Annotated in this window: 16 protein-coding genes; 2 read left to right on the top strand and 14 right to left on the bottom strand. The window is 40.3% G+C overall.

Going from position 1 to position 26,205, the window contains the following annotated elements; translation table 11 throughout:
• Positions 1 to 5 precede the first annotated feature (5 nt).
• From HMPREF0999_RS19350 to HMPREF0999_RS19295, 13 genes are all read right to left on the bottom strand, one after another.
• On the bottom strand, positions 6 to 3,299 hold the full coding sequence (locus HMPREF0999_RS19350) for a helicase-related protein (protein WP_008771008.1): 3,294 nt from the start codon (positions 3,297 to 3,299) through the stop codon (positions 6 to 8).
• Positions 3,300 to 3,353: 54 nt separating this feature from the next.
• On the bottom strand, positions 3,354 to 4,061 hold the full coding sequence (locus HMPREF0999_RS19345) for a hypothetical protein (protein ID WP_008771007.1): 708 nt from the start codon (positions 4,059 to 4,061) through the stop codon (positions 3,354 to 3,356).
• Positions 4,062 to 4,077: 16 nt separating this feature from the next.
• The gene (locus tag HMPREF0999_RS19340; protein ID WP_008771006.1) at positions 4,078 to 5,619 is read right to left on the bottom strand and encodes an RNA-binding domain-containing protein; all 1,542 of its coding nucleotides are present in this window, start codon (positions 5,617 to 5,619) and stop codon (positions 4,078 to 4,080) included.
• A 192-nt stretch (positions 5,620 to 5,811) separates the two neighbouring features.
• On the bottom strand, positions 5,812 to 6,354 hold the full coding sequence (locus HMPREF0999_RS19335) for a substrate-binding periplasmic protein (protein WP_232306321.1): 543 nt from the start codon (positions 6,352 to 6,354) through the stop codon (positions 5,812 to 5,814).
• Between the two features lie 316 nt (positions 6,355 to 6,670).
• Positions 6,671 to 7,645 (bottom strand): sugar phosphate isomerase/epimerase family protein, encoded by a 975-nt coding sequence (locus HMPREF0999_RS19330; RefSeq protein ID WP_008781089.1) that lies wholly within the window; start codon positions 7,643 to 7,645, stop codon positions 6,671 to 6,673.
• Positions 7,646 to 7,662: 17 nt separating this feature from the next.
• Positions 7,663 to 9,342 (bottom strand): carboxylesterase/lipase family protein, encoded by a 1,680-nt coding sequence (locus HMPREF0999_RS19325; RefSeq protein ID WP_009276690.1) that lies wholly within the window; start codon positions 9,340 to 9,342, stop codon positions 7,663 to 7,665.
• A 6-nt stretch (positions 9,343 to 9,348) separates the two neighbouring features.
• Positions 9,349 to 11,187 (bottom strand): glycoside hydrolase family 13 protein, encoded by a 1,839-nt coding sequence (locus HMPREF0999_RS19320; protein ID WP_005864194.1) that lies wholly within the window; start codon positions 11,185 to 11,187, stop codon positions 9,349 to 9,351.
• 68 nt (positions 11,188 to 11,255) lie between these two features.
• The gene (locus HMPREF0999_RS19315; RefSeq protein WP_009276689.1) at positions 11,256 to 12,641 is read right to left on the bottom strand and encodes a RagB/SusD family nutrient uptake outer membrane protein; all 1,386 of its coding nucleotides are present in this window, start codon (positions 12,639 to 12,641) and stop codon (positions 11,256 to 11,258) included.
• 12 nt (positions 12,642 to 12,653) lie between these two features.
• Complete coding sequence (locus HMPREF0999_RS19310) at positions 12,654 to 14,696, bottom strand: SusC/RagA family TonB-linked outer membrane protein (RefSeq protein WP_083865960.1); 2,043 nt, start codon at positions 14,694 to 14,696, stop codon at positions 12,654 to 12,656.
• Positions 14,697 to 14,708: 12 nt separating this feature from the next.
• Positions 14,709 to 15,722 (bottom strand): carboxypeptidase-like regulatory domain-containing protein, encoded by a 1,014-nt coding sequence (locus HMPREF0999_RS23025; protein ID WP_009276687.1) that lies wholly within the window; start codon positions 15,720 to 15,722, stop codon positions 14,709 to 14,711.
• Between the two features lie 18 nt (positions 15,723 to 15,740).
• Complete coding sequence (locus HMPREF0999_RS19305; protein ID WP_005864189.1) at positions 15,741 to 17,582, bottom strand: glycoside hydrolase family 13 protein; 1,842 nt, start codon at positions 17,580 to 17,582, stop codon at positions 15,741 to 15,743.
• Positions 17,583 to 17,590: 8 nt separating this feature from the next.
• Positions 17,591 to 18,934 carry a Gfo/Idh/MocA family oxidoreductase gene (locus HMPREF0999_RS19300; protein WP_005864188.1) on the bottom strand — a complete coding sequence of 448 codons (1,344 nt, stop codon included), beginning with the start codon at positions 18,932 to 18,934 and terminating at the stop codon, positions 17,591 to 17,593.
• A gap of 31 nt (positions 18,935 to 18,965) precedes the next feature.
• Positions 18,966 to 19,733 carry a DUF1080 domain-containing protein gene (locus HMPREF0999_RS19295; protein ID WP_005864187.1) on the bottom strand — a complete coding sequence of 256 codons (768 nt, stop codon included), beginning with the start codon at positions 19,731 to 19,733 and terminating at the stop codon, positions 18,966 to 18,968.
• A 270-nt stretch (positions 19,734 to 20,003) separates the two neighbouring features.
• Between HMPREF0999_RS19295 and HMPREF0999_RS23265 the strand changes: the two genes are divergently transcribed.
• Positions 20,004 to 23,945, top strand: a complete 3,942-nt coding sequence (locus tag HMPREF0999_RS23265) for a hybrid sensor histidine kinase/response regulator transcription factor (RefSeq protein ID WP_009276686.1) — start codon at positions 20,004 to 20,006, stop codon at positions 23,943 to 23,945.
• Positions 23,946 to 23,949: 4 nt separating this feature from the next.
• Here the strand turns inward: HMPREF0999_RS23265 and HMPREF0999_RS19285 are convergent, their stop codons facing one another.
• Positions 23,950 to 24,792 carry a LytR/AlgR family response regulator transcription factor gene (locus tag HMPREF0999_RS19285; protein WP_005860837.1) on the bottom strand — a complete coding sequence of 281 codons (843 nt, stop codon included), beginning with the start codon at positions 24,790 to 24,792 and terminating at the stop codon, positions 23,950 to 23,952.
• A 179-nt stretch (positions 24,793 to 24,971) separates the two neighbouring features.
• Here HMPREF0999_RS19285 and HMPREF0999_RS19280 point away from each other — a divergent pair, with 179 nt between their 5' ends.
• The gene (locus HMPREF0999_RS19280; RefSeq protein ID WP_009276685.1) at positions 24,972 to 26,117 is read left to right on the top strand and encodes a DUF6051 family protein; all 1,146 of its coding nucleotides are present in this window, start codon (positions 24,972 to 24,974) and stop codon (positions 26,115 to 26,117) included.
• The last annotated feature ends 88 nt before the right edge of the window (positions 26,118 to 26,205 follow it).

Below are 26,205 nucleotides of genomic sequence, written 5' to 3'. Positions count from 1 at the left end.
GTGATTTATTTGAAACTCTCTGAAATAATGATTTGTGGATTGGAAATATCTTGGGCATCGTGGCGTTGCTCCTTGTTCATCGTCTGATACTCGCTAAGTAGTTCCGAAATTTTGTTTTGTAAACTATACTCGTTTTGTTTCATCTTTGCACGGTCGTTCTTGTATTCACGAGACAAAGTTTTCAAGTAACGAGGTAGTTGGGCATAGATACCTTCATTGATATATCCCATCAACACATCGCATTGTGATTTCAATTCATTATCGGTTGTTATCTGCTTGATAGTACGCAAGAACTTGTTGGCTTCAAGCGAAGTCTTGTCAAGGTCAGTGCGGTTGATGGATGATGTATCGGCAGCCTCCACATATTCGGTCGTATATTGAGCTAATGCACTATTTACATGTTTGTAGTGTTGCTCTTCTTTAGAAAATGGCACAGGCTGTTCTTCTGGCTTCGCTTTGAGATATTTTACTGCTTCAAGGAAGTCAATAACCTCCACACTAGTTGCTGATGCCAAATAGAACTCTGTTTTAACATTGGAAGAAACAAATATTATAGACTTACCGCTATGCTTTCCTGTATCACGCATTACACGGCTCTTCATTGGCAGTGCCTTGATTTTGTGATACAGTTTGCGGTCGCTATTATAGAGTTCACGTACCTCACGCAATAGGGCAATTTTCTTGTCAATGCTATCCTTTACATTGCTATCGAACATCTGGAACTCCTTTACAATCTCCTCTTTGGAGTAGATTTGTGCATCTTCGCCAAATGCCGAATGGAAACCTTGCAACTTGACAAGGGCATTCTTATATAACTGAATTTCTTTATCTCCCTGTTGAGATGGGTAGAACATATAGTTGTAGATGTTGGTAGCAACTGATCCGATACGGTTTACACGACCGATGCGCTGCATCAATCGGGTAGCGTTCCAAGGTGAATCATAATTGACAATCACATTAGAACGATGCAAGTTCACACCTTCCGCTAACACATCAGAGGTAATGATAATGTTGTACCTCATAGAATCGCTGTCAAAGTTTGCATCAAAATTTTCCTTGATGGTCTGCCCCAAACGATTGCGGTTGGCTGCTGTAACCATTAAGACATCGGAACGACCAATTTCCTTTGTAAGTCTATCGTACAAATAGTTCAGTGTATCTACACTTTCGGAGAACAATACCAATTTGCCCGATGGATTTCTCTCTTTATCGAAGAAGTTATGAGTAAGGTTTTCTTGGAACTTATCGAATTTTGGGTCGTCATTTTCTTTCTCCCAATCTGCATTGAGTTGTTCCAATATCTCACGGTCGTGATGGAGCATTTCAACAAAGTCGGAACTGAAAGCATCTGCGGTAAAGAGTATATCTTCTGTGGCATATCCTTTTGTAATAGCATACTCTATAATCTCGTCAAGTTCCATATTCTTTGCTTGAAGATCTTTTACTTTCAAGTCAGGAGCAATGATAACCTTGTCCTCTTCAAACATCTTAATCATATCGGTTGTGATACGAAGAAGTGTGCGGAGCGACTTCTTGAAAGCATAGAAACTACTCTCCAATCGCTTTACCATATGGACACGATAGATAGCTGCCAATGTCTGACCGATATGTACAGCATTCTTGTACTTGTTACGATATTCAGGCTTCAAAAACTCTACTGCACGATAACGAGCATAAGTTAGTCCCTTGCCCTCTGGATTCTCATCTGTTTTCCCATCGGTTAATTGTTTCAATGTTTCGTAGAAACGATTACTTGTGTCGGAGTCCATCACGTACTCCAATTCGTTAGGTGGCAGAATATTGGGGAATATGATGCCCTGAGACTTGATGTCTGCTCTATAATCAGGGTCATTTAGAATGTTGTTGCGTGTACGACGAACTGTTACTTTGTCGATAACCTTACTACGGATTTGCTCATATATTTTATCCACTTCGGATGTAACATCACGCTGGTCACGTTCACGCATCAATCGCTTGTAGTCCAATATGTATTCTGAGAAGAAACCTTTGAGGTTTGGAACTCCATCAATGGTACAACTCTGACTGTTTTGGAACAGCAATAATTGATTCTGCAAATCATCGGGACGGTTGTTGAGCGGAGTTGCTGAAAGAAGCATCACTTTCTTCTGTGAACTCTTCAATAAGCCCATATTTATGCAAGGAGACTTGCATATCTTCTGCAACTCGTCATACTTGCCCGAACTATCGCTACGGAAACCGTGTGCTTCATCGACAATGATTAGATCAAACTCCTCTTTATCCTTGTAGTTGTCTTTACCGTCAAGAACTTTGGATAGGCTACCATTAGTGATAAACTGAGCTTTTTTGTAGATGCCGAACAACTTGAATGTATTTCTCCAGTTGTCTTCCAGAGCAGGAGGATAAACAACAAGGATATTGGTGTTTTTACCGTTAGCCTCTACAAATCGCTTGGCTATCATTGTAGCAATCATAGTCTTTCCCAAACCTACAACATCAGCAAGAAACAAGCCGTTATGCTGCATCAGCATCTGATAGCCTTGAATAACGGCATCTTTCTGATATTTCAAATCCTTGACACCATCGGGCAACTGAATAGAAAAATCATCTTCCACTTGGTCGCCAAAAGTATCGATAAGCACTTTTATGTATAGTTCGTATGGCGTTGGCTGATAACCCAAATATGTTTTCTTCTTGTACTCTTCAATATCTTCTACAGTCAATGGCACAGCTTCATTCCACAAAGCCCAAAACTCATCAGAGCAATACTTCACATCGTCAAAGTCTTTCATCGCTACATTAAGTTCGTATTGTGGTGGTTGCTTAATGCCTAAACCCGAATCAGAGATATTTGACGATCCCATAATAACCCAACCATCGCTATGTTCGCTATGATTTTGTGGCAAACAGAGATAGAATTTAGCGTGCAAGTTTTTAGTAGCGTGGATACGCATTTGTAAGCGTCCTGAAACAAGGTCTTCACACATCTGTAAAATACCCTCTTCTACTTCAGGAGAATATTGGGCATTAATAATGTCCTCTTTGAAGCCGTTGTGATAGATTTCTTTCGCTTTATCTTCGTCTGCTAACATCAATAGAGCTTTATTGTGTTTGCGAAAAATATCATCAATATTAATACCTACCAATATTTTAATTTCTGATACATTACCCAACTCTTTTCGTAATTTAAAATAACCAGATGAGCGAAAAAATCCAACAACTGCTAAAAAACTATCGAAATTTATCATATCAGCAGCAATACCTTTGAATTTATCAAACAAGGTGTTTCCTGTGCTGTTTGTGAAAAATTTTGTACTCATTATTATTCGTATTAAAATTTAATTAGAAATAAGTGACGCTAATAATACTAATTGTTATTGAGCATTTTCTTTTTCTCTCCTTTCCTTAACTTTCTCCAATCCCGGCATCTTTTTAGCCAATGCACTTTCTCCAGCAGGAAAATAGAGAGGAAAAACTTTATATAAGAAACCCACAACTTCACTACGGCTTTTATCCATATTGTAAAAAGCAGAGCAGACAAAGTACATTAGTTCTTGCTGACTACATGTTTCTTTGGGCTGTATGCTTATTGAGGGAGCAACTATCAAGTCATGTTCAGCAAATGATAGAGCACTGGCAAGAATAGCTTCCTGTTCTTCTTCGGTAAACATCTTTATTTTCCCAGCTAACCATTCAAGCTCTCTTTGCCGGAGTGCTTGTTGTTTTTCGTTTTGATGCTCCAATAGGATTGCTACATTTTCTTGTTGCTTTTCTGTCAAGGCGTTTTCTAATGCTTGGTTCTTTCGTTTAAGAACGTTGAATTTTAGCAAAGCAGCAATGTACATACAGAAATATCCTACTGCAATATCGAATATTAGGACAAGCAGATAATTGTTACTTGAGTTTTGTATGCCACCAGCCATATATTCACTAATAGGGATAACAGCTAATAGCATGATAATGGCTATTGCATAAAGCACTCGGTATCGCGTTTTATGGTTTACCTGTGGCAAAGAGGCAAACAAAAAGGCGATAATCAAAACGGCTATGATTGCAAAGAATGGTATGAAAGAGGTCTCCATAGGTTTGTTGTTCTGTTTATGGTTTAACAATAATGCGCCAATAACCAGCCTTGTCTGAACCTTCGTGAACCAAAATTCCCATACCCCTAAGGCTCTTGATATTTTTCTCTATAGCGCGTTTAGTTACACCAATCTTGTTGGCCATATTATCAGCTGTGATTGAAGGATCTGAAATAACGAGGTCGATTATCTTTTGTGCAGTTTTACTGACTTTCTTCTGTGTTTCCGATGTATCTCCGAACTTATCCGCATTTACACCGAACTTTTCGACCGAACTTTCTTCATTTACACCGAACTCTTTTGTGTTTACACCGAACTTTTCGACCGAACTTTCTTCGTTTACCGGGTACTTTTCGAGGGTACTATTTACTCTGTTGGCTACTTCTTCAACAGGCATTCTTCCGTTGTCACCCCAGTTCAAATTATAGAATGTGGTGTAGAAAGAAGTCGCTTCCGTTTGATATTGCGGCTCTTTACCTTGCAGGAAATTGGGTAGCTTCTCTGTAAGCTCTCGCATTTTGCGTAAGCCGGAACCACGTTTTTCCATATAATCCAACTGTGTGAACACATCCGCAATGACGGGGTTGCGGCGCATGGACGGCACTTTGTATATGTCACGGTCTTGAATCTGTGTTCCGTCAAGCATTGCGCCCGGTGATACCAGTTCTACACGGTCATCGTAAATATCGATATGTACTTCACCGCCCATCACGGTATAATCCCGATGGATAAGATGGTTTACCAATCCTTCGAAGATAGCACGGTCGGAATAGTCGGGGAGGTTAAGGCGATAGTTTGGCATCTTCACCCAGCCGCTCATGGTATAGTTTTTGATGAAATCCATACCATATTTTAAGAGCAGCACAAGGTTAGCCCGATGTTCTACGGAACTGATGGCATCATCCTTATAGAGTCCAGTCCAACGGGTGCAGAAAATACGCGATTGAAATACCGTGCAATTATCCACAAACAGCAATCCTGCATTGGTCAGTTTGCCGTCAGGAGTTACCAGCCCGAATGATTCCAGATACTTATCGTTCCATTCCTGATGGGTTTGCTCACGGAAAGTATTGGCAAGGATGATGAAAGAATGTTTGCTGGCATCCACTTGGGTAGGCAGTGAATCCCAAGTCATGTGCGTGCCTTTTAATACCAACGAAAGTAATTGTTGGGAGTTGCATTCTACACTTTCATTCCCAACTCGTACATATGCGGTACGTGTCCCATCCTGATAATAGTAATAAGGTGTAAGCGTTCCTGCCTTTACTTTCACTTCAAGCAGGGTATGTCCTTCATGTTCTATCGGAATAAGTTGAACTTCCGGCACAGGGTCAAGTCGTGCCTTTATCATTTCACTGATAAAATCAGCATCGGCTTGTGGATTCTCCAACCCTACAATTACGCCGTCATCATTCACTCCATAGAACAAACTGCCACCGTCCGTATTGGCAAATGCCGACACGGATTTAAGCCATGACTTTACTTTCTTACGCTCCAACATTTCCTTGAAATCGTAAGCCGAGCATTCCGCTATCAATGTATTGTTATGTATCTGCATCGTTTTCTTATTGTTGTTTGGGTATAACATCCCAATATCATACACAAAGGTAAGGATAAAACCGAAGAATCTGTTAAAAACATCGCTTTCTTTTGATTTTTATGCGTTTACATCTCTTTATTTATGAATAAAAATCGTAATTTTGCAAGCAAGAGCTGTGGTTGCTTATGGATGCTTATTTTCGGGTTTGCGTTATATTTGCAACACATGTACGCAAGTCGCTGATAGATATATCACGTTGATTTTGAGGAAGTAATATCGTAATTTACAGTCTAATCCATTGATAGCCAAAAACTCCTTGAGGCGGCGAATATTTTCTTTAGCATTCTCATATACACCTATGGTTTTCCCGTTCATACTCTCCAAATCATAACTATGGATAGTACGATCATCAGAACGAGCAAGCAACAAGGAACAGCTATATCCCATATTATAATCCGGATAAGCATAATATTTCTCTAAACCGGGTATATAATAGTTTCCACCCATCAATTCATACTGACCTGCGATAAATTCATTTAACATGGCTTGCCCGTTCGTATCAATATACTCGTATTCCCAACCGGTATATTTGGCAATCTCATTGAGATAGTCTACGAGCATACCATGACGACTACCGTCCTCCGCCGTCCAACTCATGCCTACCACCTGCGGAAAGGCAACCCGGAGCACACGTTTTTCACTTGTCCGTGCTAACGCAGACAAATGAAACGCCAGCATTATAAATACTAACAAACTTATAGTTATACCATGACCCACATATCTCAGAAGTAAGTTCATTATAATGTATATCTTTTATTATCGGCTTTCCCGATGATAACAACCCCTAGACCTCTCCGCAAAACAACGGTTTATTTAGGATAATGCCTATTCATTCTGGTGAACAAAGCTTTTGCGTACCCCAAAACAGAGTACGCAAATATACTACATTTTATATCACAGCGGATTATAAAATAATTGATTTTTAAGAGAAGATACTATAAAAACAGAAGGGACCGCCTCGAAGGTAAAACACCTCGAAGCAGTCCCTTTCCTAAATCCCAACAAACTTTTATCCCATCGAACTATTGATTACCTGTGTGGTTTTCTCAAAACTCTTCTTTAAGACCTCCTTTACATCCATGGTTTCCCAATATCCCTTATTAAAAAGCTCTACGGATAACCCACCCCGGAAACCGGAATCGTATAGCAAAGGAAGTACCTTATTAAACGGGCAAATACCATCTCCCGGAAACACCCGATCCGAATCTCTCAACTCCGTACGAGGAGGCAACTCCGGATAATCGTTGATATGAAAAACCGGAAGGATCTTACCATTTATCAAGCGTAAACTATCAAAACTATTTCCTCCTCTGTACAAATGGTAGAAATCCAATAAGACAGAAGCCCGCGAATGCCCGGAGGCGATCGCTATCGCCATGGTATCCGATAATTGATTCAGAACCCCGGCTCCCCATAGTTCCAATATCGGAGTGACACCCATCTCATCCCCTAAATCCAGTATCGCCCGATAGCGTTCGGAATACTCCGGCAACCGTGTACGATCCAGTTGAGTAACTCCTTGAGCAGGAGCGGCGATAAATTTACCGCCCAATCCCGCTACCATCTCCATATCATGCCGCATTTGGTTTAGCCCTTCCTTCCGTTTCGAAGGATCATCGGCAAACCACGAGGCAAAACCGATCATATTCTCCAATAAAAGTCCGGAACCTTCCAGCTGACGCCTGAGTGTCTCATAAGTTCCCCCTTGCTTTACGAACGCATCCACATCACGGGTCCATAACTCAATTCCCTCAAAACCAGCCTCGGCACATAAGTCAATCTGTTTTTGAACAGGAAGTTTATAACCCGCTATCGTAGAGACATTGAGACAGACACGGAAAGGACGTTTCGAAGAGGATGCTTCGGGTGATGGCTCCTCTTTTTTCTTCGGAGCGCAAGAAGCCAAGCCTGCGAACGTACTGCCCAAAACCGCCAGACCGGTAGTCCGAAGCATATTACGTCTTGAAATCTTTTTCTCAAGCATAACACTCTCGTTTTAAATTAAACCTCCAAAGATTTACGGGCCTCCCGGTCCGGATCATTCCGAGCCTCACACGTATTATTCAAGATCATCACCTCTCCATTTTCTTCCGTGTATTTCGGCCAAACGGGTAACTCTCCTCCGTTCGGATCTCCTGTCCGCATGAAATTCAACAAAGCGCCAGACATCTTATCTGACAACGCACGAGGTACCTTACCTCCACCCGTATGAGTAAACATCCGATCCGTATTTTTAAACCAGAAACAGATATCCGAGCAATGGAACGCACGCATACGGTTATTAAACAAGGGCGGACACCAGCCAAACCAAGCTACATACACAGGCTGGCCTTGCTTTAATTTTGCGTTAGCCGCCTCAACCACTCGTTGACGGGAAGACAAAATCATCGCCCAAAGCTCCATCGGAGTCTTATCCGGGAAATTCTTGGCGAAAGCCTTCACGATCGATTCCGCTTTATCACCATATTGACTTCTCAGTTTCTCGATCACACCGTCTTGAGTGATTTTTTCCAAGGCCGCATCCGCCCTGTTCGGGTTCCATTCATGGAAAGTCGTACAGAATATCATCGGGACGACAGGAGACTCCAAATGGCTCTCACCGGAGTAGAATACACCGGCCGGAATATTCCGGTCATCAGCAACAGGGCCAAAAGTCCGTCTCATGCTAATCCCTTGATCTTCCCAGCACTTTTTACAAGCCCTATCCGCTATATCCAAATATTCCCGCCAAGGTATTCTTTGCAATTTATCCAGTTGGGAAGCAGTCAGCCCCGCTTCTCTCAAAATATATTCTCCCACCTTCCGGGTCATCACCTGATCGGAAGCTCCTACCGTAGATCCACTTAAAGCCACGGCTCTATGGATCAAACCTTTTGCCGCCGGCATAGCGGCTACTGTACAGACCTTAGAACCTCCTCCGGATTGTCCCATAACCGTTACGTTCCCGGGATCTCCACCGAAATTGGCGATATTATCATGAACCCATCGCAAGGCGGCAATAATATCTAACATCCCCACGTTTCCGGAATCCTTATACGCTTCTCCACCAACACCAGATAAGTCAGAGAAGCCAATCGGCCCCAACCGATGATTAATGGAACAGAATACGATATCTCCTTCCCGGCTTATATTCTCTCCATGATATCCATCCTGCTCGATCCCACTACCATTTGTAAAACCACCGCCATGCAGCCACACCAATACGGGACGTTTCTTACCATCCGCAATGCCCGGTGTCCATACATTTAAATATAAGCAATCCTCACTCACATCCCAGTAGTTCCAATGATCGGCAAAAGTTCCGTAATTATTGGGCCACCGGTTCTCCATACGTTGCGGCGCCGTATTCCCATAAAAAACCGCCGGTCTCACATCTGTCCACGGCTCTGGCTTTTGGGGAGGCATAAAGCGATTTTTTCCCGACGTATCAGCCCCATAAGGAACTCCCAAGAACGTATATACATGATTCAGCAGATATCCCTGCACCTTCCCATACTCTGTCTGGGCGATGGCGATATCGTCACCGATAAATAGGAATTGATCGTCATCACTCACTTTCCCTCTTTTATCACGGGAATCCCCAGAAGGGGCACAAGAAGAAGTCGATATCAAACTTCCCATACTCAACGAGGCTGTGCCCAATCCTAAGTTTCTTACGAATTGTCGTCTGTTTATTTTCATAATCTCTTAATTCATCTCAACGACCAATACCTCTTTAGATGCCAGCTTCAAGCTGTCCTTAAATAAGATCGTTCGTTTCGTTATTATATCCTTTCCTTCTATTCCCTCTTTTAAAGATTCCTTATAACGGGCAAGTGGAAGATCAACTTCATGATTAGCTCCATTAATAATGACCATGACACTTTTACCCTCTAGATAACGCTCATATACATACACTCCTAATTGTGGCATATAATGTTTCATATTACCTTCAGAAATGATCTTATTGCCCTTCCTCCACTTCAATAAAGTCTGTAAATAATCCCAAGCCTTATTCTGTAGGTCGGAACGTCCTTCCCTCGTAAACCAATTCTGAGAATCTCCAGGCCACCCTCCTGGAACATCTAAACGTATATTCCCATCCCCACCCGGGCGACTTTTCGTCCCAGACATTAACAATTCATGTCCATAATATAATTGAGGAGTGCCAGGGATTGTTAATAAAAAGGCAACCCCTTGTTTATAACCATCTAAGTCTTTAGGCTCCGAACGTAAAAACCTATCAGTATCGTGATTATCTAAAAAACGCAAAACATTTTTAATATCTGGATACACGAAATCATAACACAAATGATCATAGATTTTATCTAATCGCCCTTCCGGTGAAGACTTGTCATTAAAGATATCACTTGCAATACTCATCAGAGTAAAATCCATCACAGACTTCAGTTCCGTATCTTTTCCAAAATTAAGTTTACACCCTTTTTGCCACCAAGCCGTACCAATCGTATAATTAGTCCAAATCTCACCAACTATATTAAACTGAGGATATTCATTCATGATTTGGATATTCCACTCACGCATCATATCAAAATCGGAATATGGATATGTATCTTGCCTAATCGCATCAATCCGAGCATACTCAATCCACCATATAGAATTCTGAATAAGATATTTACCAACATGAGGATTTGCTTGATTCAAATCTATTCCAAATCCTGCATATTTCATTACTTCAGAATCATAAGTTGATGCATAATTGTCATAGAAAATAGCCTTAGCATGATTCCCCCTTTTAGAAGGACTTACATTAAACCAATCCTTAGATGGCACATCTAGCACCCAAGGATGATTTGCTCCAATATGATTAAAAATCATATCCATAACAACCCGTAATCCCTTTTGATGCGCTTTATTTATCAATCGAAGGTAATCTTCATTTGATCCTAGACGCCTATCCACATGAAACATATCCGTTGAGAAATAGCCATGATAAGAACCTCCTTTCCCATCATTCTCCAACACGGGATTTAACCATATAGCTGTTACCCCAAGGTCCACAAAATAATCCAAATGATCTTCGATCCCCTTCAAATCACCTCCATGTCGAGCCCCAGGCTTACTACGATCCATCACATATTCCGTTGACATAGAAATCTGATCATTCGATTGGTCACCATTAGCAAAACGGTCCGGCATAATTAAATACAACACATCCGAAGAATCATATCCTTGTATATCATCTGTACTCTCCTTGCGCTCTTTCAGCTCGTAAGCATATACGAACTTCTTTTCCCCATTCACAAAAGTTATATCAAATGTTCCAGAATGAGCTTGTGATAAATCTAAATATAATATTAAATAATTGGGACTATCTACCGTTACACAACTTTTTAAATAAACACCAGGTTCATTTATAACAGGATGATATTCAGAAATATGATCCCCATATACCATCAACTGTAATTCTGGATTTCTCATTCCTGCCCACCAAAACAACGGCTCTACCTTATTTATCGTTTGAGCAGCCACTGTCCCAAGTACAAATAACAGAAATGAAGTAAATATTATTATTTTTCTAATCATAGCTATAATTATTTAGATGTAAAAGCAAATAAAGGGTGAGCCAAACTCACCCTTTTTAAACAGCCAAGTTAATTCATATTAACATCAGGATTACCATTCTGCTCAACATCCGGAATCTGAAACATCACTTTATGAGAATCCCAAGCTTCACCACGAACCGACTGTTTGATACGCTTCAATTCAAATAATCTCTCACCTTGTAAAGCTATTTCCAAACGACGTTCCTTCTGTACTGCTTTAATAAAAGAAGCCCTATCAGTAGTTGTAGTATTAGCTTTGCCATAAGCCCTTTTTTCTATTTTTTGCAAAGCATTCAAAGCTTGATTCATATTTCCATTCGATTTAGCTAAAGACTCGGCATAAAGTAGTAACAACTCATTATATCCAATAATAATACCATCCATATACTCATAATCAAACTTCAGAGTATACCATGAACCGTCTATATTTTTAAAAAACGTTTTAAAACGATTATCATTTTGTTGGTCATAAGCAGCAATCAACTCATTAGACGGCCTGCTTGTGGGTAAAGCCAATCCATTCGTACGATAATCTCTTAAACCACCCCAAGAATCCTCAATCAATGACGCAGAAGGTATCATCGCTACAATTTCTTGCGTAACAGTCTTTTTTTCCGCTCTACCGAATTTAGCAGTCAAATCCTCATCAAGATCATACTTCTGAGTATTAATAACTTGTTCCGCATATTTAGCCGCATTCCCAAAATCATGTTTATAAAAATAGACTTTTGCCAATAACGCTTTTGCGCCATCAACGGTCGCTCTACCAGACTCTACTTTATTCTCTCCAGGTAAGTTTTCGATCGCATATTCCAAATCTGAGATTATTTGAGAATAAACCTCAGAGACCGTTGAACGTTGTACGACCTCAAATGCAGTAGCACGATCCATCACCCCCCTTAAACGAAGGGGAACTCCCATCTCTGCGATATCCTTAGTCTCCTCTGCATAAGGAGGGCCAAAGGCTCTTACTAAATGAAAATATCCTAATGCACGAATAAAAGATGCCTCAGCCTTAAATTGAGCTTCTTTCTGAGGATCACTCGCCAAGATACTTTCCCCTAAATCGCTAAACGCAACTTGATTCGCCATATTTATGGCATTATATGTCGCGGTCCAGGTATCACGTCCAACCGCATTTACCAAATTCATTGTATGAGCACTCATCTGAACCCATTCAAAAGTAGCCACATCTGCCACACCATCATCTGCGATCACATCAAAACCACGCAACGTCCGGCCTCCCCAAAAGCCCGAAGAACGTATTCCATTATAAGCACCCAACAATAAATTCTCCAAATCATCTACCGTCTTAATACGATCATCTGTCAGTTCTAAACTATCTGGTTTTATTTGTAGAAATCCCATGTCATCACATGCCGTATAGACTAATTGGGTACTGAGTAATATTACTGCTATATATTTTACTTTCATAATCTTATTCATTTAAAAGTTAACACTTAATCCGATAGTATATGTACGAGCTTGAGGAGGTGTTAAATAAGTCACATTCAAACTCAAATTCCTCTTCTGAGCTGAATCGACATCACGCATAATCTCAGGCTCACCACTATATTTATTATAGTATTCACTAAATAAAGTCAATAAATTAGTTGCTTGAGCATATAATCGAATATCCCTTATATTAAACTTCTTGATTCTAATACCTTTGAAAGTATAACCCACATTTACATTTTTTAAACGTAAGAATCCCGCATCATGTAGATATTCAGTTGTATTTCTCGCCAGTTCAATGCCACTTTTTCCTAAACTTACCCGAGGTACATCTGTCACATCACCAGGTTTCTGCCATCTATCAAGAACATTACTTTTCAGATTCCAAGTGCCAACATTATTCATCTGAAATTTCTCACCATCGTCATAAATATTGCCGCCTATTTGGAATGTAAACATAAAACCGAAATCCCAGTTCTTATATGTAAACGTATTATTCAAACCTCCTACAAAATCGGAATAAGGATGGCCTACAGGCTGACGATCTCTATCCGCATTATATTCTTTAGTTTCACCAACCGGTTTCTTATTCTCATCAAGCATTTCATAAACAGGCATACCATCCTGAGGATCAACACGTAGAACCTTAACCAAATAGTTTACGCCAATAGGCTGTCCTACTAACACACGTGTATCACCTTCTCCACTTAATGCGTCTGGTCCTGCATTACCAACATCCAAAACCTTATTCTTATTATAGCTGATATTAAAATCAGTAGTCCATGTAAAATCTCTATTTGTAATATTCACGGATTTAATATTAAACTCCACACCCGTATTTCTGACTTTTCCGATATTTGCCAAGAATGCCGTATATCCCACAGATGCTGGAACACTTACATTCAAAAATAGATCTTTGGAATTCTTATTATAAAATCCGATTTCACCTGAAATCCGATTTTTTAAGAAACCATACTCCAAACCTACATCAAAAGTAGAGGTTGTTTCCCACTTCAAATCTGGGTTTTTCAAAGAATTGATATACCAATAATTATCCCCTACATACAATTGATTCGTATTCACGCTAACTGCCCCCCATTGCGCATAGTTAGGGATTTCCGCATTACCAGTAATACCAAAACCTGTTTTCAATTTCAACAAGCTTACAACCTCGTTATCTTTTAAAAAGTCCTCTTCCGTGATCATCCAACCAATAGAAGCCGCAGGGAAATTACCAAATTTATTATTCTCCCCAAATCGTGACGAACCATCTCTACGGAAAGTACCAGTGAACATATAACGGTCTTTAAATGTATAATTTATACGTCCGAAAAAGGATATAAATGAGAAATCTTGATTAGGATAGCTCGTAAAAGTCTTATTCGTTTCATCATAAGCCGGATTATTAAATAACCAATCTTCTTTTCCTTGCTCAAATACGACATTCGTATAATTCGATACTCGTGTAGATTTCAATGCTTCTGTTCCCAACAAGAAATGAAAACGATGTTTTTCATTAATCGACAAGCTATAATTCAAGAGTGCTTTCGCATTCCAATTTGTCTCATAACGATTTGTCACATTACTATTCGGTTTTGTTGATAATTCTTTCGTTCGTAAATAATTAGACTCATTATCTCGATAATCTATATTACCTTCTAGCCGCAATGACAATCCTTTGATTATCTGTAAGTCAGCATATAAACTTGCCATTGTACGTTGGGTAAATATTCTACGTCTTTTCTCATTTGCCTCCGTCACCGGATTTGTTGATTTAGGAAAAACATAATAACTACCATCCGAATTATAGGCTGGGAAATAAGGCAAAGCCGTACTTATGGCACGTCCCCAACCACCATCCCAACTTGAAGGAGTGGGTCGATGATCCGTGTGAGAGAAACTAAAATTTCCACCTATTTTTAAAATGTTTATAGGCTTATAATCAATATTAAGGCGTACGCTCGTCCTTCCGAAATGATCATTCACCAAATATGAATTCTCTTCTACATTAGAAACCCCTAAATAAGTCTGTATTTTCTTATTACCCTACGATACCGATAAATCATTGTAGGTAGAAATTCCTGTTCTCGTAATAAGATCTTGCCAATCCGTATTATTTAATAAAGCTTGTTCTTCTGAATAACCACCGGGATATGATGATACAGTAGAAGGATATGTCGCACCAGAGGGATTAAACTTATAATCATTTTCCAATGCTTCTTTATAAATATCCAGATAATCTTTAGTTTCCAACATATCAACTTTCCTATTAGTTGTTGAAAATGCAACTTTAGAACTAAAATTTATTTGAGGTTTTCCTGATTTACCACGTTTAGTTGTTATTAAGACAACACCGTTCGCACCTCTGGATCCATAAATAGCCGTTGCCGAGGCATCTTTCAATATATCAATACTTTCAATATCATTCGCATTTATAGATGACATTGGATTATCTTGTGCTGCACCCACTCGATCTCCGGCATTTTGCATGATGGGTATTCCATCAACAACAATCAATGGATCACCTCCAGCGGTAATAGAAGCGATACCTCTCACTCGAATGGCTGCACCAGAGCCAGCCAAACACGATGTTTGGGTTACTTGTACACCAGCGGCACGCCCTTGTAAAGCGGCATCGAAAGAGCTTGTTGGAACAGACATTAGTTCCTCACTTCCAATTTTAGCGATCGATCCTGTCACATCTCTCTTATTCTGAACTCCATAGCCAACAACGACCACTTCATCTAATGTCTCCACATCTTCCGATAGACGAACATTAATATGAGTCTGATTTCCGACCTTTATCTCTTGGGAACGATAACCAATATAAGAATACACTAAAATGGCATCTCTATTAGGTACCTCAATTGAATAATTTCCATCCATATCGGAAGTAGTACCCGCAGTGGTACCTTTAATCTGTATGGTGATAAAAGATAAAGGCTCTCCTGTCTCCGCATCAGAAGCAGTTCCTGTGATCTTGATTTGCGCAAACGCTGTCAATGAAAACAAAGAAAGCATAAAGCACATAATAAATTCACTAATACTTTTACATCTCATGACATATTAAATTTAAAGTTAGACAAGTTCTAAAATATAAACACCACGAGCCGGAATATGAACCGCCGTGTCTATCGCAACGATCGTATCTGTTATAATATCTTTCCCAGATCTATAATCTTTTACGACTTCATGAAAACGATTCATATCTAATGTCTGGTTTTGATCTGTTCCATTCATTAAAACAAGTACCGTTTTATTATCCTTTACCCTAGCATATACGTAACAACCCGATTTATCAGGAGTATAATGAATCAACTTACCTTCTTTAACAGCATCACATCGCTGTCTCCAATTCAATAATTTTCTCATATAATCCCAAGCTTGATTCTGCAAATCCGTACGTCCCTCAGGAGTGAAAGCATCTTTTGGATCTCCTGCCCAACCTCCGGGAAAATCAGTGCGGATAATACCATCTCCTTCTGCTTTTGTCCCAGACATTAAAATCTCTGTCCCATAATAAATCTGAGGAATCCCTCGAGTTGTTAATAAAAAAGCAATAGCCTGTTTATACCTTCTTAAATCAGATTCTCCTTTCTGCATAAAGCGTCCTAAATCATGATTATCCAAAAAGACTAGTACATTATTAGGATCTGGGAATAAAAAATCCTGTGCGATAACTTCATAAATTTTAAATAACCCTGCTTCGAATCCTTCACGGCTAGAACATGCATCTCCAAACGCTTTTTGGCAAGTAAAGGTCAAATCAAAATCCATCACTGTCTTTAAGTTACTATTAGATTCATTCATTTTAGAATCTCTTTGCCACCAAGCCGAAGCAGTCCCTCTTGGATACCAAGCTTCTCCCACAATATTGAAATCCGGATATTCATTTTCCACCTCCTTACACCAAGTTGCCATAAAATCATAATCTGCATATGGATGTGTATCTTGACGGATACCATCAATCCGTGAGTATTCAATCCACCAAATGCTATTTTGAATCAAATATCGGGCTAAGTGCCTATTTTTCTGATTTAAATCTGGCATACCTCTACCAAACCAACCATTTACCAAGATCTCTCTCTCCGACTGAGGAGCGTGAACATCCATAAGAGTCCATTTAAAATGATTTGTTTGAACAAAGTTGTCTTGATTATTCAGCCAATCCGAGGAAGGAAAATCTTTTAACCACCAATGAGAGCTTCCGCAATGATTAAAAATCATATCCATCACGACTTTCATTCCTTTTTCGTGGGCCTTATCTATCAATTCACAATATTCTTCATTCGTTCCAAAACGAGGATCTACCTGATAAAAATCAGTAATAGCGTATCCGTGATAAGAACCTCCCGGCATCCTATTTTCCAATACAGGATTTAACCAAATTGTCGTAAAGCCTAAATCACGGATATAATCCAATTTATTAATAATACCACGTAAATCACCTCCATGGCGAGCTCCCCCTCTCGAACGATCTATTTTCACATCATCTAGATTGTCATTAGATGGATCCGCATTTGCAAAACGATCTGGAGTAATCAAGTACATCACATCCGCAGGTGAAAATCCAGCAGCTCCAACCTTTTTATTTCTTTCCTTTAACTCAAAGGCCCGGATTTCTTTCTCTTTCCCTTTTTGAAATATCAAATTCATTGTACCGGGAGAGGCATCTCTGGAGATATCCAAATAAAGGAACAAGTAATTAGGGTTCTCGACTCCAACAATTTCCTTGACTCTTACCCCCGGATAATCAATATAAACTTGAGAGCTTGCGATATTCTTGCCATATACCATAATCTGTAATTCCGGATTTTTCATCCCTACCCACCAGCAAGCAGGTTCTAACCGTGAAATATCAATAGCATATACAGAACTGGCGCACAACAAGCAAATGGTAAACAATAATAGTCTTTTCATAATTTCATTCATTTTATATTCGGAAATTGCCAAGGGCTTCTATATGTTTTGTTCAAGTATGCATCCGCTTTAGGATTGTCCACAAATTTCCTTGTTTGAGGATCGTATACCACACGAGTTCCTGTCCGATACGAGATATTGGCCATATGAGCCAATATTGTAGCAAAAGCCCCCTTTTCTATCGGACTATTTGTCTCAATCGATTTATTCAAAATACATTTACACCAATTAGTCGCATGAGCCTCTACTCCCCCATCTTCAAATTTACCAACCAATTGAGCTTTATCGGCCAAAAGGATACCATCACGGGTTTTCTCCGGTATCAACTCATAGCCTTCACGATTACATACCAGAGTGGCTTTACTTCCGACCCAAGCGACCCCTTGATTCCGATTATAAAGGTAAGCAACTTGTTGAGCCCATTCAATATGGAAATTCTTATATTGGAAAATACTTGTTTGGCAACTTGGAGTTTCATTAAACGATGCCGGATCTTTATATGCAATAGAAAAGACCGCATCTGGGTATTCTCTATCACATAAACCAAGTGCTTTTAACCCGTCAAAAGCAGAATCAATCCAATGCACCCCCCAATCAGTCTGTTGGCCACCACCATAATCCCAAAAACCACGCCAACCACGAAAACGGGAATTATTAAAAGGACGTTCCGGAGCCGGTCCTAACCACATATCATAGTCCAAAGTGGATGGTGCCTCTGAATCCTCAACAGAAGGACGAGGATTTGTAGATTGGCAAAGCCATAATTGTACCTTATAAACATCCCCTAGCACACCAGATTTTAATATCTCATTCGCAGCCCTGAAATAGCGTTGGCTTGTTTGCCATAATCCCGTTGTCACAACACCTTTATACTTTTTCTGAAAGTCCATCATCGCATTGCACTCAGAAATTGAATTACCAACAGGTTTCTCTACATAAATAGCTTTTCCCGCCTTCAAGGCTTCTGCAAAAATATAAGGATGCCAATGGTCGGGCGTGGCAATAATAACCCCATCAATTTCTTTATTGGCCAGTACCTCCCGAAAATCAGTATAAGCTTTTATAGAAACCGTCTGTTCTGGAAAATCTTTCTTAAAACGTGCAAGCTGCTCTTCAAGTCTGACTTTATTCACATCACACATACCGACACAATGTACCCATGGATTATCAGTCAACGCTCCTTGCAAATCTCGACATCCCATTCCAACTCCAATCACGGCAATTCTTACTTTTCCATTTATGACCTCTTCTTTCTGATAAGATCGTAAGGGTGACGAAGACAAAAGAGGAGATACTCCTAAACCTGCCGCCAGCATTGTTGTATTTTTCAAGAAATTTCTACGTGTAGTCATAAGTTATCATTCTTTAAGGTTAAACTTCTTTCTACAAATCTCTAATCCAAATATTTCGGAAAGCAACTTCTACCCCATGGTCTTGTAAACTTAAAGGCATACGGCCATGAGCTACATATTTAGGTAACCCTGTATATGGGGTATTCCCTTTCAGCACATAATTATTCTGAACAACAATCCCATTCAAGACGACTGTTATCATCGCAGGAGATTCCAACTCATCATTTGTTCCAAAACGAGGAGCTTTCCAATATATATCATAAACTTGCCATTCATTCGTCTTTGTAAAAGCATTTGCTAAAGGAGCACTTTGCTTATAAACACTACCAACCCAGCCATTTACGTAAGTAGGATTATCCTCACAATCTAGGACCTGTACCTCATAACGACTTTGTAACATAATGCCACTATTTCCTTTCATTTGTAAAGTATTATCTTTACCTGGTATCGGGGTCTTAAACTCTATGTGTAATTGGCAATCACCAAAATACTCTTTTGTACGGATAGAGCCAGAACCGGGAACTACAACCATCGTTCCATCCTTTATAGCCCATTTTGCAGATCCACCATCCTTCCCAGCAGCTTCCCATTTTGTAAGATCTTTTCCATCAAACAGGATGATTGCATCAGAAGGAGCACTTGTTCCAACTCCAGGGGTTACTTTTGGAGGTACAGGATGATACCATTCTGTACTTTCCGGTTTCCACCGCTCTTGTTGCCTTTGTTGTTGATTACCTTGTTGAGCACTTACAAAGAACGCTCCACATAAAAAACTGATTAAAACAATTACTTTCTTCATATTAACATAGTATTAATTTAACGTTACTAGTCTTATCTCATTAAAGAACTTGTCGCAAATGTATCATTGATATTGAAAAACAAACCATTCAATCATATCAAAATTGTTACTTTTCGTATCAACACACCTATAAACCAACTAGAATTAGAAGAAATTGGAATCTGAAAATCAATATTGAGACTATATGAAAAAGAATGAAACTAATTTACAAAAGCAAAAATCAAAAAAGTTGATATCTTGCAAACGAAACATGGAAAACATCAACAGCTCATGAAGTTTCAAATTGTGCTATTATGCTTATTCTTCTTAGTAGAACTGAATGCAACCCCATTCTACTTTAAGTCCTATGACATGGAAGACGGATTAAGTAATAATCATGTCACATGTTGCGTACAAGACGACTATGGCTTTATGTGGTTTGGTACCAGAGATGGGCTCAATAGATTTGACAGCAAAAAATTCTATACATTCAAGAGCTACTCTTCAGAAAAAGGCTCTTTAATGAGCAGTTATATTCTTGACTTAGCGAAAAGTCCCACCGGACAAATTTGGGTAAGTACCAACCTTGGGCTACAAAAATATGACTATCAAACAGATTCCTTCACACTCATTGATTTCACCAAAGGAATCAACTGTTATTCACTACAATTTGACCAGCAAGGAAATCTCTGGATGATTCTTAATGGGTACTCACTCGTAAAATACAATGAAAGTCAAGGTATGCATCTTAATTATATGTATAAAGGAAGTGATCCTATTACCTCCTTTTATATAACTCCTCAAGACCAAATTTGGGCAACAACAGCGAATGGTAATGTCGTTTTTCTAGATGATGACAAAAATGAATTCATAGCCTTAGATATCAAGAATCTAGATAAAAATCATCCTATCGATGATATGACAGCAATATGGGCCTCTCCTTTAGATAATATATTATTAATTGGAACTAAAGATAATGGTATAAAACGAATCGATATACAGACAAAAACATATAAAGATATTTTACCTCAACAAAAAAAATCTCCACTTTATACTAGAAATATCATTCGTATGACAAAGGAGAAAGTATGGATTGGCACTTTTAATGGCATATATTTATATGATATTCAAAATGATACGATAATGTCTATCCAGCAAAATAAAAGTGACCTCTATTCATTATCCAGCAATGCTATCAAAGAACTCTACAAAGATCAAGAAGGAGGTATCTGGGTTTGTACTGATAATGGCGGTATCAGCTACTCTCCTCCTTATTCAAAATTCAAAAGGCACTATAATATTCCTGGACAAAGAACGCTCAATGGAGATATTATACACGATATTTGCATAGACAAAAATAATAATCTATGGATTGGCACAGAAGACGCTGGATTGAATAAGCTAAACATGAAGGACCATTCATATACATCTTTTAATGACATGAAAGGCCTTTCACAAAATTGTATACATGGATTAGCGTCTATAGATAATCACCTATGGATAGGGACACACGCTAATGGTATTGATTTAATGGATATCCGTACTGAGAAAATAATCAAACATTACACGATTTCCGTAAATCCTTATGCAAACAAAAACGACATCATCGTATACCTTTATAAACTCCAAAACAATGATTTGCTGGTAGCTACCGCTCTTGGTGTCTATCAATATAATTCTCAAAAAGACATTTTTGAGAAATTAAGCCAATTTCCTAATAATTGTAGGATACAAACTCTTTTTGAAGATCATGATGGAGTAATATGGGCTGGAACATCGAGTAAAGGACTATATTATTATAATCCTGCTACTTCCCAACACGGAGAATTTAAATTAGATACAGTAAATACAAGCCGAACAATAAACAATATTTATGAAGATCGTAAGAACAACTTATGGTTCGCAACTGGTGACGGAATCAAAATTTATGACCGTAGTACTCAACAAACGACCAAATACGATATGCAAGATGGCTTACCTAGCAATGTAATTTACCGTATTGAAGAAGATAAAAAAGGAAACATGTGGATCAGTACGGCTAACGGCCTCGCAAGACTCAACCCTAAAAACCATAAAATAAAAGTCTTCAAAAAAGAACATGGATTAACTTCAAATCAATTCAATTATAACTCTTCTTTAAAAACAGATAATGACAAATTATATTTTGGGACACTAAAGGGGATGATTAGCTTCCAACCTAATAGTATCCAAGAATTTTCCATTCAACCGAAAGTATATATATCACAGATTAATTATAATGATCCAGATCATAACTTCTTACACCAAGAGGCTATCACTTTTAAAAAAGGAATCACCTTAGAACATAATCAGTCCACATTCTACATCGACTACACATCATTAAGCTACCAAGCTCCCAACCTCACCCAATACGCCTATTGCATGGAAGGGTTAAGTTCCAAATGGTATCATGTGGTGGGCGAGAACCGGGTTTATTTCACAAAACTACCGCCCGGTAATTATACGTTCAAGGTGAAGGCGACGAACCTGTCCGGTATTTGGAATGATGAGCCGGCGATGTTCCAGATTACGATCCTTCCCCCATGGTGGCTCTCTACCAAGGCGTTAATCCTATATGGGATTATCGCTATCGGATGCGTAGTGTTGCTGATCTTTATCATTTCCCGGCATAATAAGGCCAATATACAGCAGAAAATACAGGAGTTCGAGAATGAAAAGGAGAAGGAGCTTTATCAAGCTAAGATTGATTTCTTCATCAATATCGCTCATGAGATACGTACGCCCCTAACTTTAATTAAAAGTCCTCTGGAGAAAGTAACACGGGACATCAAGCTATCTCCCAGCGCAAAGAATTATCTGACGATTGTGGATAAAAACGCGAACCGGCTACTGGATCTGGTGAATCAACTACTGGATTTCAGGAAGACGGAAATCGAGGGATATAAACTAAACTTCATACATACGGACATCATCGCATTGATGCAAGAGACCTTTGAGCGTTTCCACGATACGGCGGAGCAGGAGGCATTGCAAATGATTATCGAGTGTAACGTGAAATCTTTCTACGCCTTTATCGATAAGGAGGCTTGCACGAAGATACTCAGCAACCTCCTATCGAACGCTATTAAATACGCAAGAAGCAAGATCATCGTCCGGTTCGAGACGCAAGATGGCGAGCGATTCACGATCGATATCATGAACGATGGAAAGCCCATCTCGGAGGAGATAAAAGAAAAGATCTTCGAGCCTTTCTACCGGGATGACTCCTCTATCCATAAATCCGGGACCGGGCTCGGACTACCCTTGGCCCGTTCTTTAGCGGAGATGCACGAGGGATCGTTGACGTTGGAGGAATCTCCGACTGGGCTTATCATCTTTAGATTACGTTTGCCGGTGAACCAACCGAACTCATTAAAACTAGAGGAAGAGAAAGCAGAGGTCCTGACCAACCCTGCCAGCGAGCGGAAATATGTCACCCAAGAATCCCGCCCGACGGTTCTCGTGGTGGAAGATAACACCGAAATGCTCCATTTCATCGGTCAAGAGATCAATGTCCATTACAATGTTGTCACCGCCGGTAATGGCGAGGAGGCGATTGCCCGTCTTCAGGAATATGGCATCCAATTAATCATCAGCGATATCATGATGCCTGTCATGGATGGTTTCACCTTATTGAAAAAGATAAAGACTAATCTGGAGTTCAGCCATATCCCGATCATCCTCCTGACGGCTAAGAACACCTTGCAATCTCGCATGGAAGGGCTTGAGCTGGGGGCGGACGCTTACATCGACAAACCTTTCTCCATGGATCTATTGCTTTCCCAAGTGACGAACCTGCTGAACAACCGGAGCAATATGCGTGCCTATTATTTCAACTCGCCGATTGCCAATATCAAATCCATGGCTTACACGAAGGCGGACGAGAAGTTCTTGAAGAAACTGAACGATATCATCGACAGCCATATAAACGACGTGAACCTAGACGTGGACATGATAGCGGACTTGATGAATCTAAGCCGTCCGACCCTTTACCGTAAAATCAACGGCCTGTCGAACGTAACGCCCAACGAGTTGATCAAGATCAGCCGGCTAAAGAAAGCCGCCGAGTTAATCCTTCAAGGCGATATGAGGATTTACGAGATCGCCGAGGCGGTTGGTTTCAACTCGCAATCCTATTTCAGCCGGGCCTTCTCCAAGCAATTCAACATGAGCCCCTCGCAATACGCGAAAGAAAATAATATCGAATTGAAATAGCCCGCTAGGAAGAATAGGTCTGGAACCAGCGGGTTACCTTCTCGCTATACGTCTTGGAGATCGGGATATCGGGTACTTTCTCGATCCCCAGCTCCAGATAAACGCCCTCCTTCTCCCTGCGGATCACCTTCACTTGGTCGAAATTTACCATGAAAGAACGATGGCAACGGAGTACATTCGTATCAGCGAGGCTCTCTTCGATCGCCTTCAAGGAGTTGCGAAGCATAAACTTCGTGAGCTGCCCCTTATTCAGATACCAGATACAAACGTAATTATCCGCCGATTCAAGATACAGCAGGTTACTTCGCTTCACGGAAAGGCGCAACTCGTTCTTCTCGTCATAGAAAGAGAAAACGCTTTGCCGAACCGCCGCTTCTGTCTGGTTCTCCTCCAACAATCGCAATTGCCGCTCTTTCTCTTTATAAGAGAAATACAGGTGCAGCACGGAATAAGGGAGCAATAAAACCAGACTGGTATTCACCGCCGAATCGTTAAAAACTTCCATATATTCTCGTTCCGGATTCAGTACCAACGTATAAATCGTATAGAAAAGCGACATGAAGAATATCTCCAGCACGATCCAGATCGCATAGGTCCGGACCGTGATAGCATGCCGCTTCCCCCAATGGAACAGAATAATACGGCTCAAGACAACCACCAATACTCCCGTCAAGATAATCAAGCTAGAGAATACGAAGAACTTAAACTCCGAGACCTTGTACCAAGAGGTGGAGCTAAACGGCTTGTAGATGTTGATAAACACCAACGCGAACAAGGCCGTCCACAGGATCAGCCTCACGATATTCTGCTTACCGTATATGTAACTTGGTATTTTTTGATCCCACATTCCCATCTTTTTGCCTCTATTTTGGAACAAATGTAATCATTTTCCCAGACGAAATTCACCCCTCTATAAAAGATTTCACCCCTAAATAACACTTTATGTCCCCAACAAAGCCCGTTTAAACCATTTATTTTGAAGAGATGTTTTTCTATTGTTTGTTTGCAGTAAAAAATCAGAGGATTATGGATATTTCACTTCGTACTAAGCAACTGAACAGTCTTTTCTCTTATGACAAAAAGACAGAATTGGAAGAGAGCCATCTGGAGATCATCCCGTTTCGCTTCACCCAGACCCGTGGCGCCAGCGAGATCGACGAGTTCCAGAAGGGACTTACCCCCACCGGATTCTGTCCGATGACCGACGATCGTATCCAAGAGAACAAATCTTTCTCATATGCCATATTCACGCCCTCTGGACGTAAAAAGAATAATGAGGCGATTATCCTGTTGCATGGCCTGAACGAGCGGACTTGGGAAAAATACCTCACATGGGCGGAATACCTCACCCATACGACCGGTAAGCCGGTCATCCTGTTCCCGATCGCTTTCCATATGAACCGTACCCCGGGATTATGGGCCAATCCCCGTGCGATCCTCCCTTGGGTAAGCAAACGCAAGGAGGAGGTAGCGAACGTGACGAACTCCACCTTCGCCAACGTAGCCCTCAGCAGCCGGCTATCCCAAAACCCGTTACGCTTTTACGCCTCGGGCAGAGAGTCCGTTTATAATATGTGGCAATTGGTTCATGAGATCAAGAACGGCAAGCATCCTTTGTTCAAGGAAGATACGTCCATCAACTTATTCGCTTATTCCATCGGGGCGTTACTCTCGCAGGTCTTGTTATTAGCGAATCCGGACAAGATGTTTACGGACACCCGTTTATTCATGTTTTGCGGTGGCTCCATCTTCAGTGAGATGGATGGCAACGCCCGTGATATCATGGACAAGGAGGCGTTCGCCAAGGTACGCCATTACTTCCGGCATGATTTCTTGGAGAACCGTACGCTTCCCACCTCGTTCAAGAATGATTTTCTGGAGCAAGCCTTTAAGGCCATGGTACGTGAGGATGTGTTACGAGATTACCGGGAGTCGTTCTTCCAACGGGCTTGCGATCGTATTCGGGCGATCTCATTGAAAAAAGATATCGTTATGCCTACTGGCGGGGTGATCAAGGCTTTAGGAAAAGCGTCCGGCAAGATATTGGAAGAGCTGGATTTCCCGTTCGCTTACTCCCATCAAATCCCCTTCCCGACACACTCCCGTATCGATCCGGGCCTGATCAACCAAGCCTTTCATTCCATATTCACGAGGGCGGCGGCGTTTCTCTAAAGAGATCACAAATTGTGACCTCAAACACTCATATTCTTTTTTAGTTCATGCAGGTACAATAAAAAATCGCTAAATAACTAATATTACG

The organism is Parabacteroides sp. D25 (assembly GCF_000307475.1).
GTDB classification, from domain to species: domain Bacteria; phylum Bacteroidota; class Bacteroidia; order Bacteroidales; family Tannerellaceae; genus Parabacteroides; species Parabacteroides distasonis.
The sequence above is the reverse complement of the archived record's forward strand: the minus strand, read 5'-3'. Positions and strand labels throughout refer to the sequence as shown.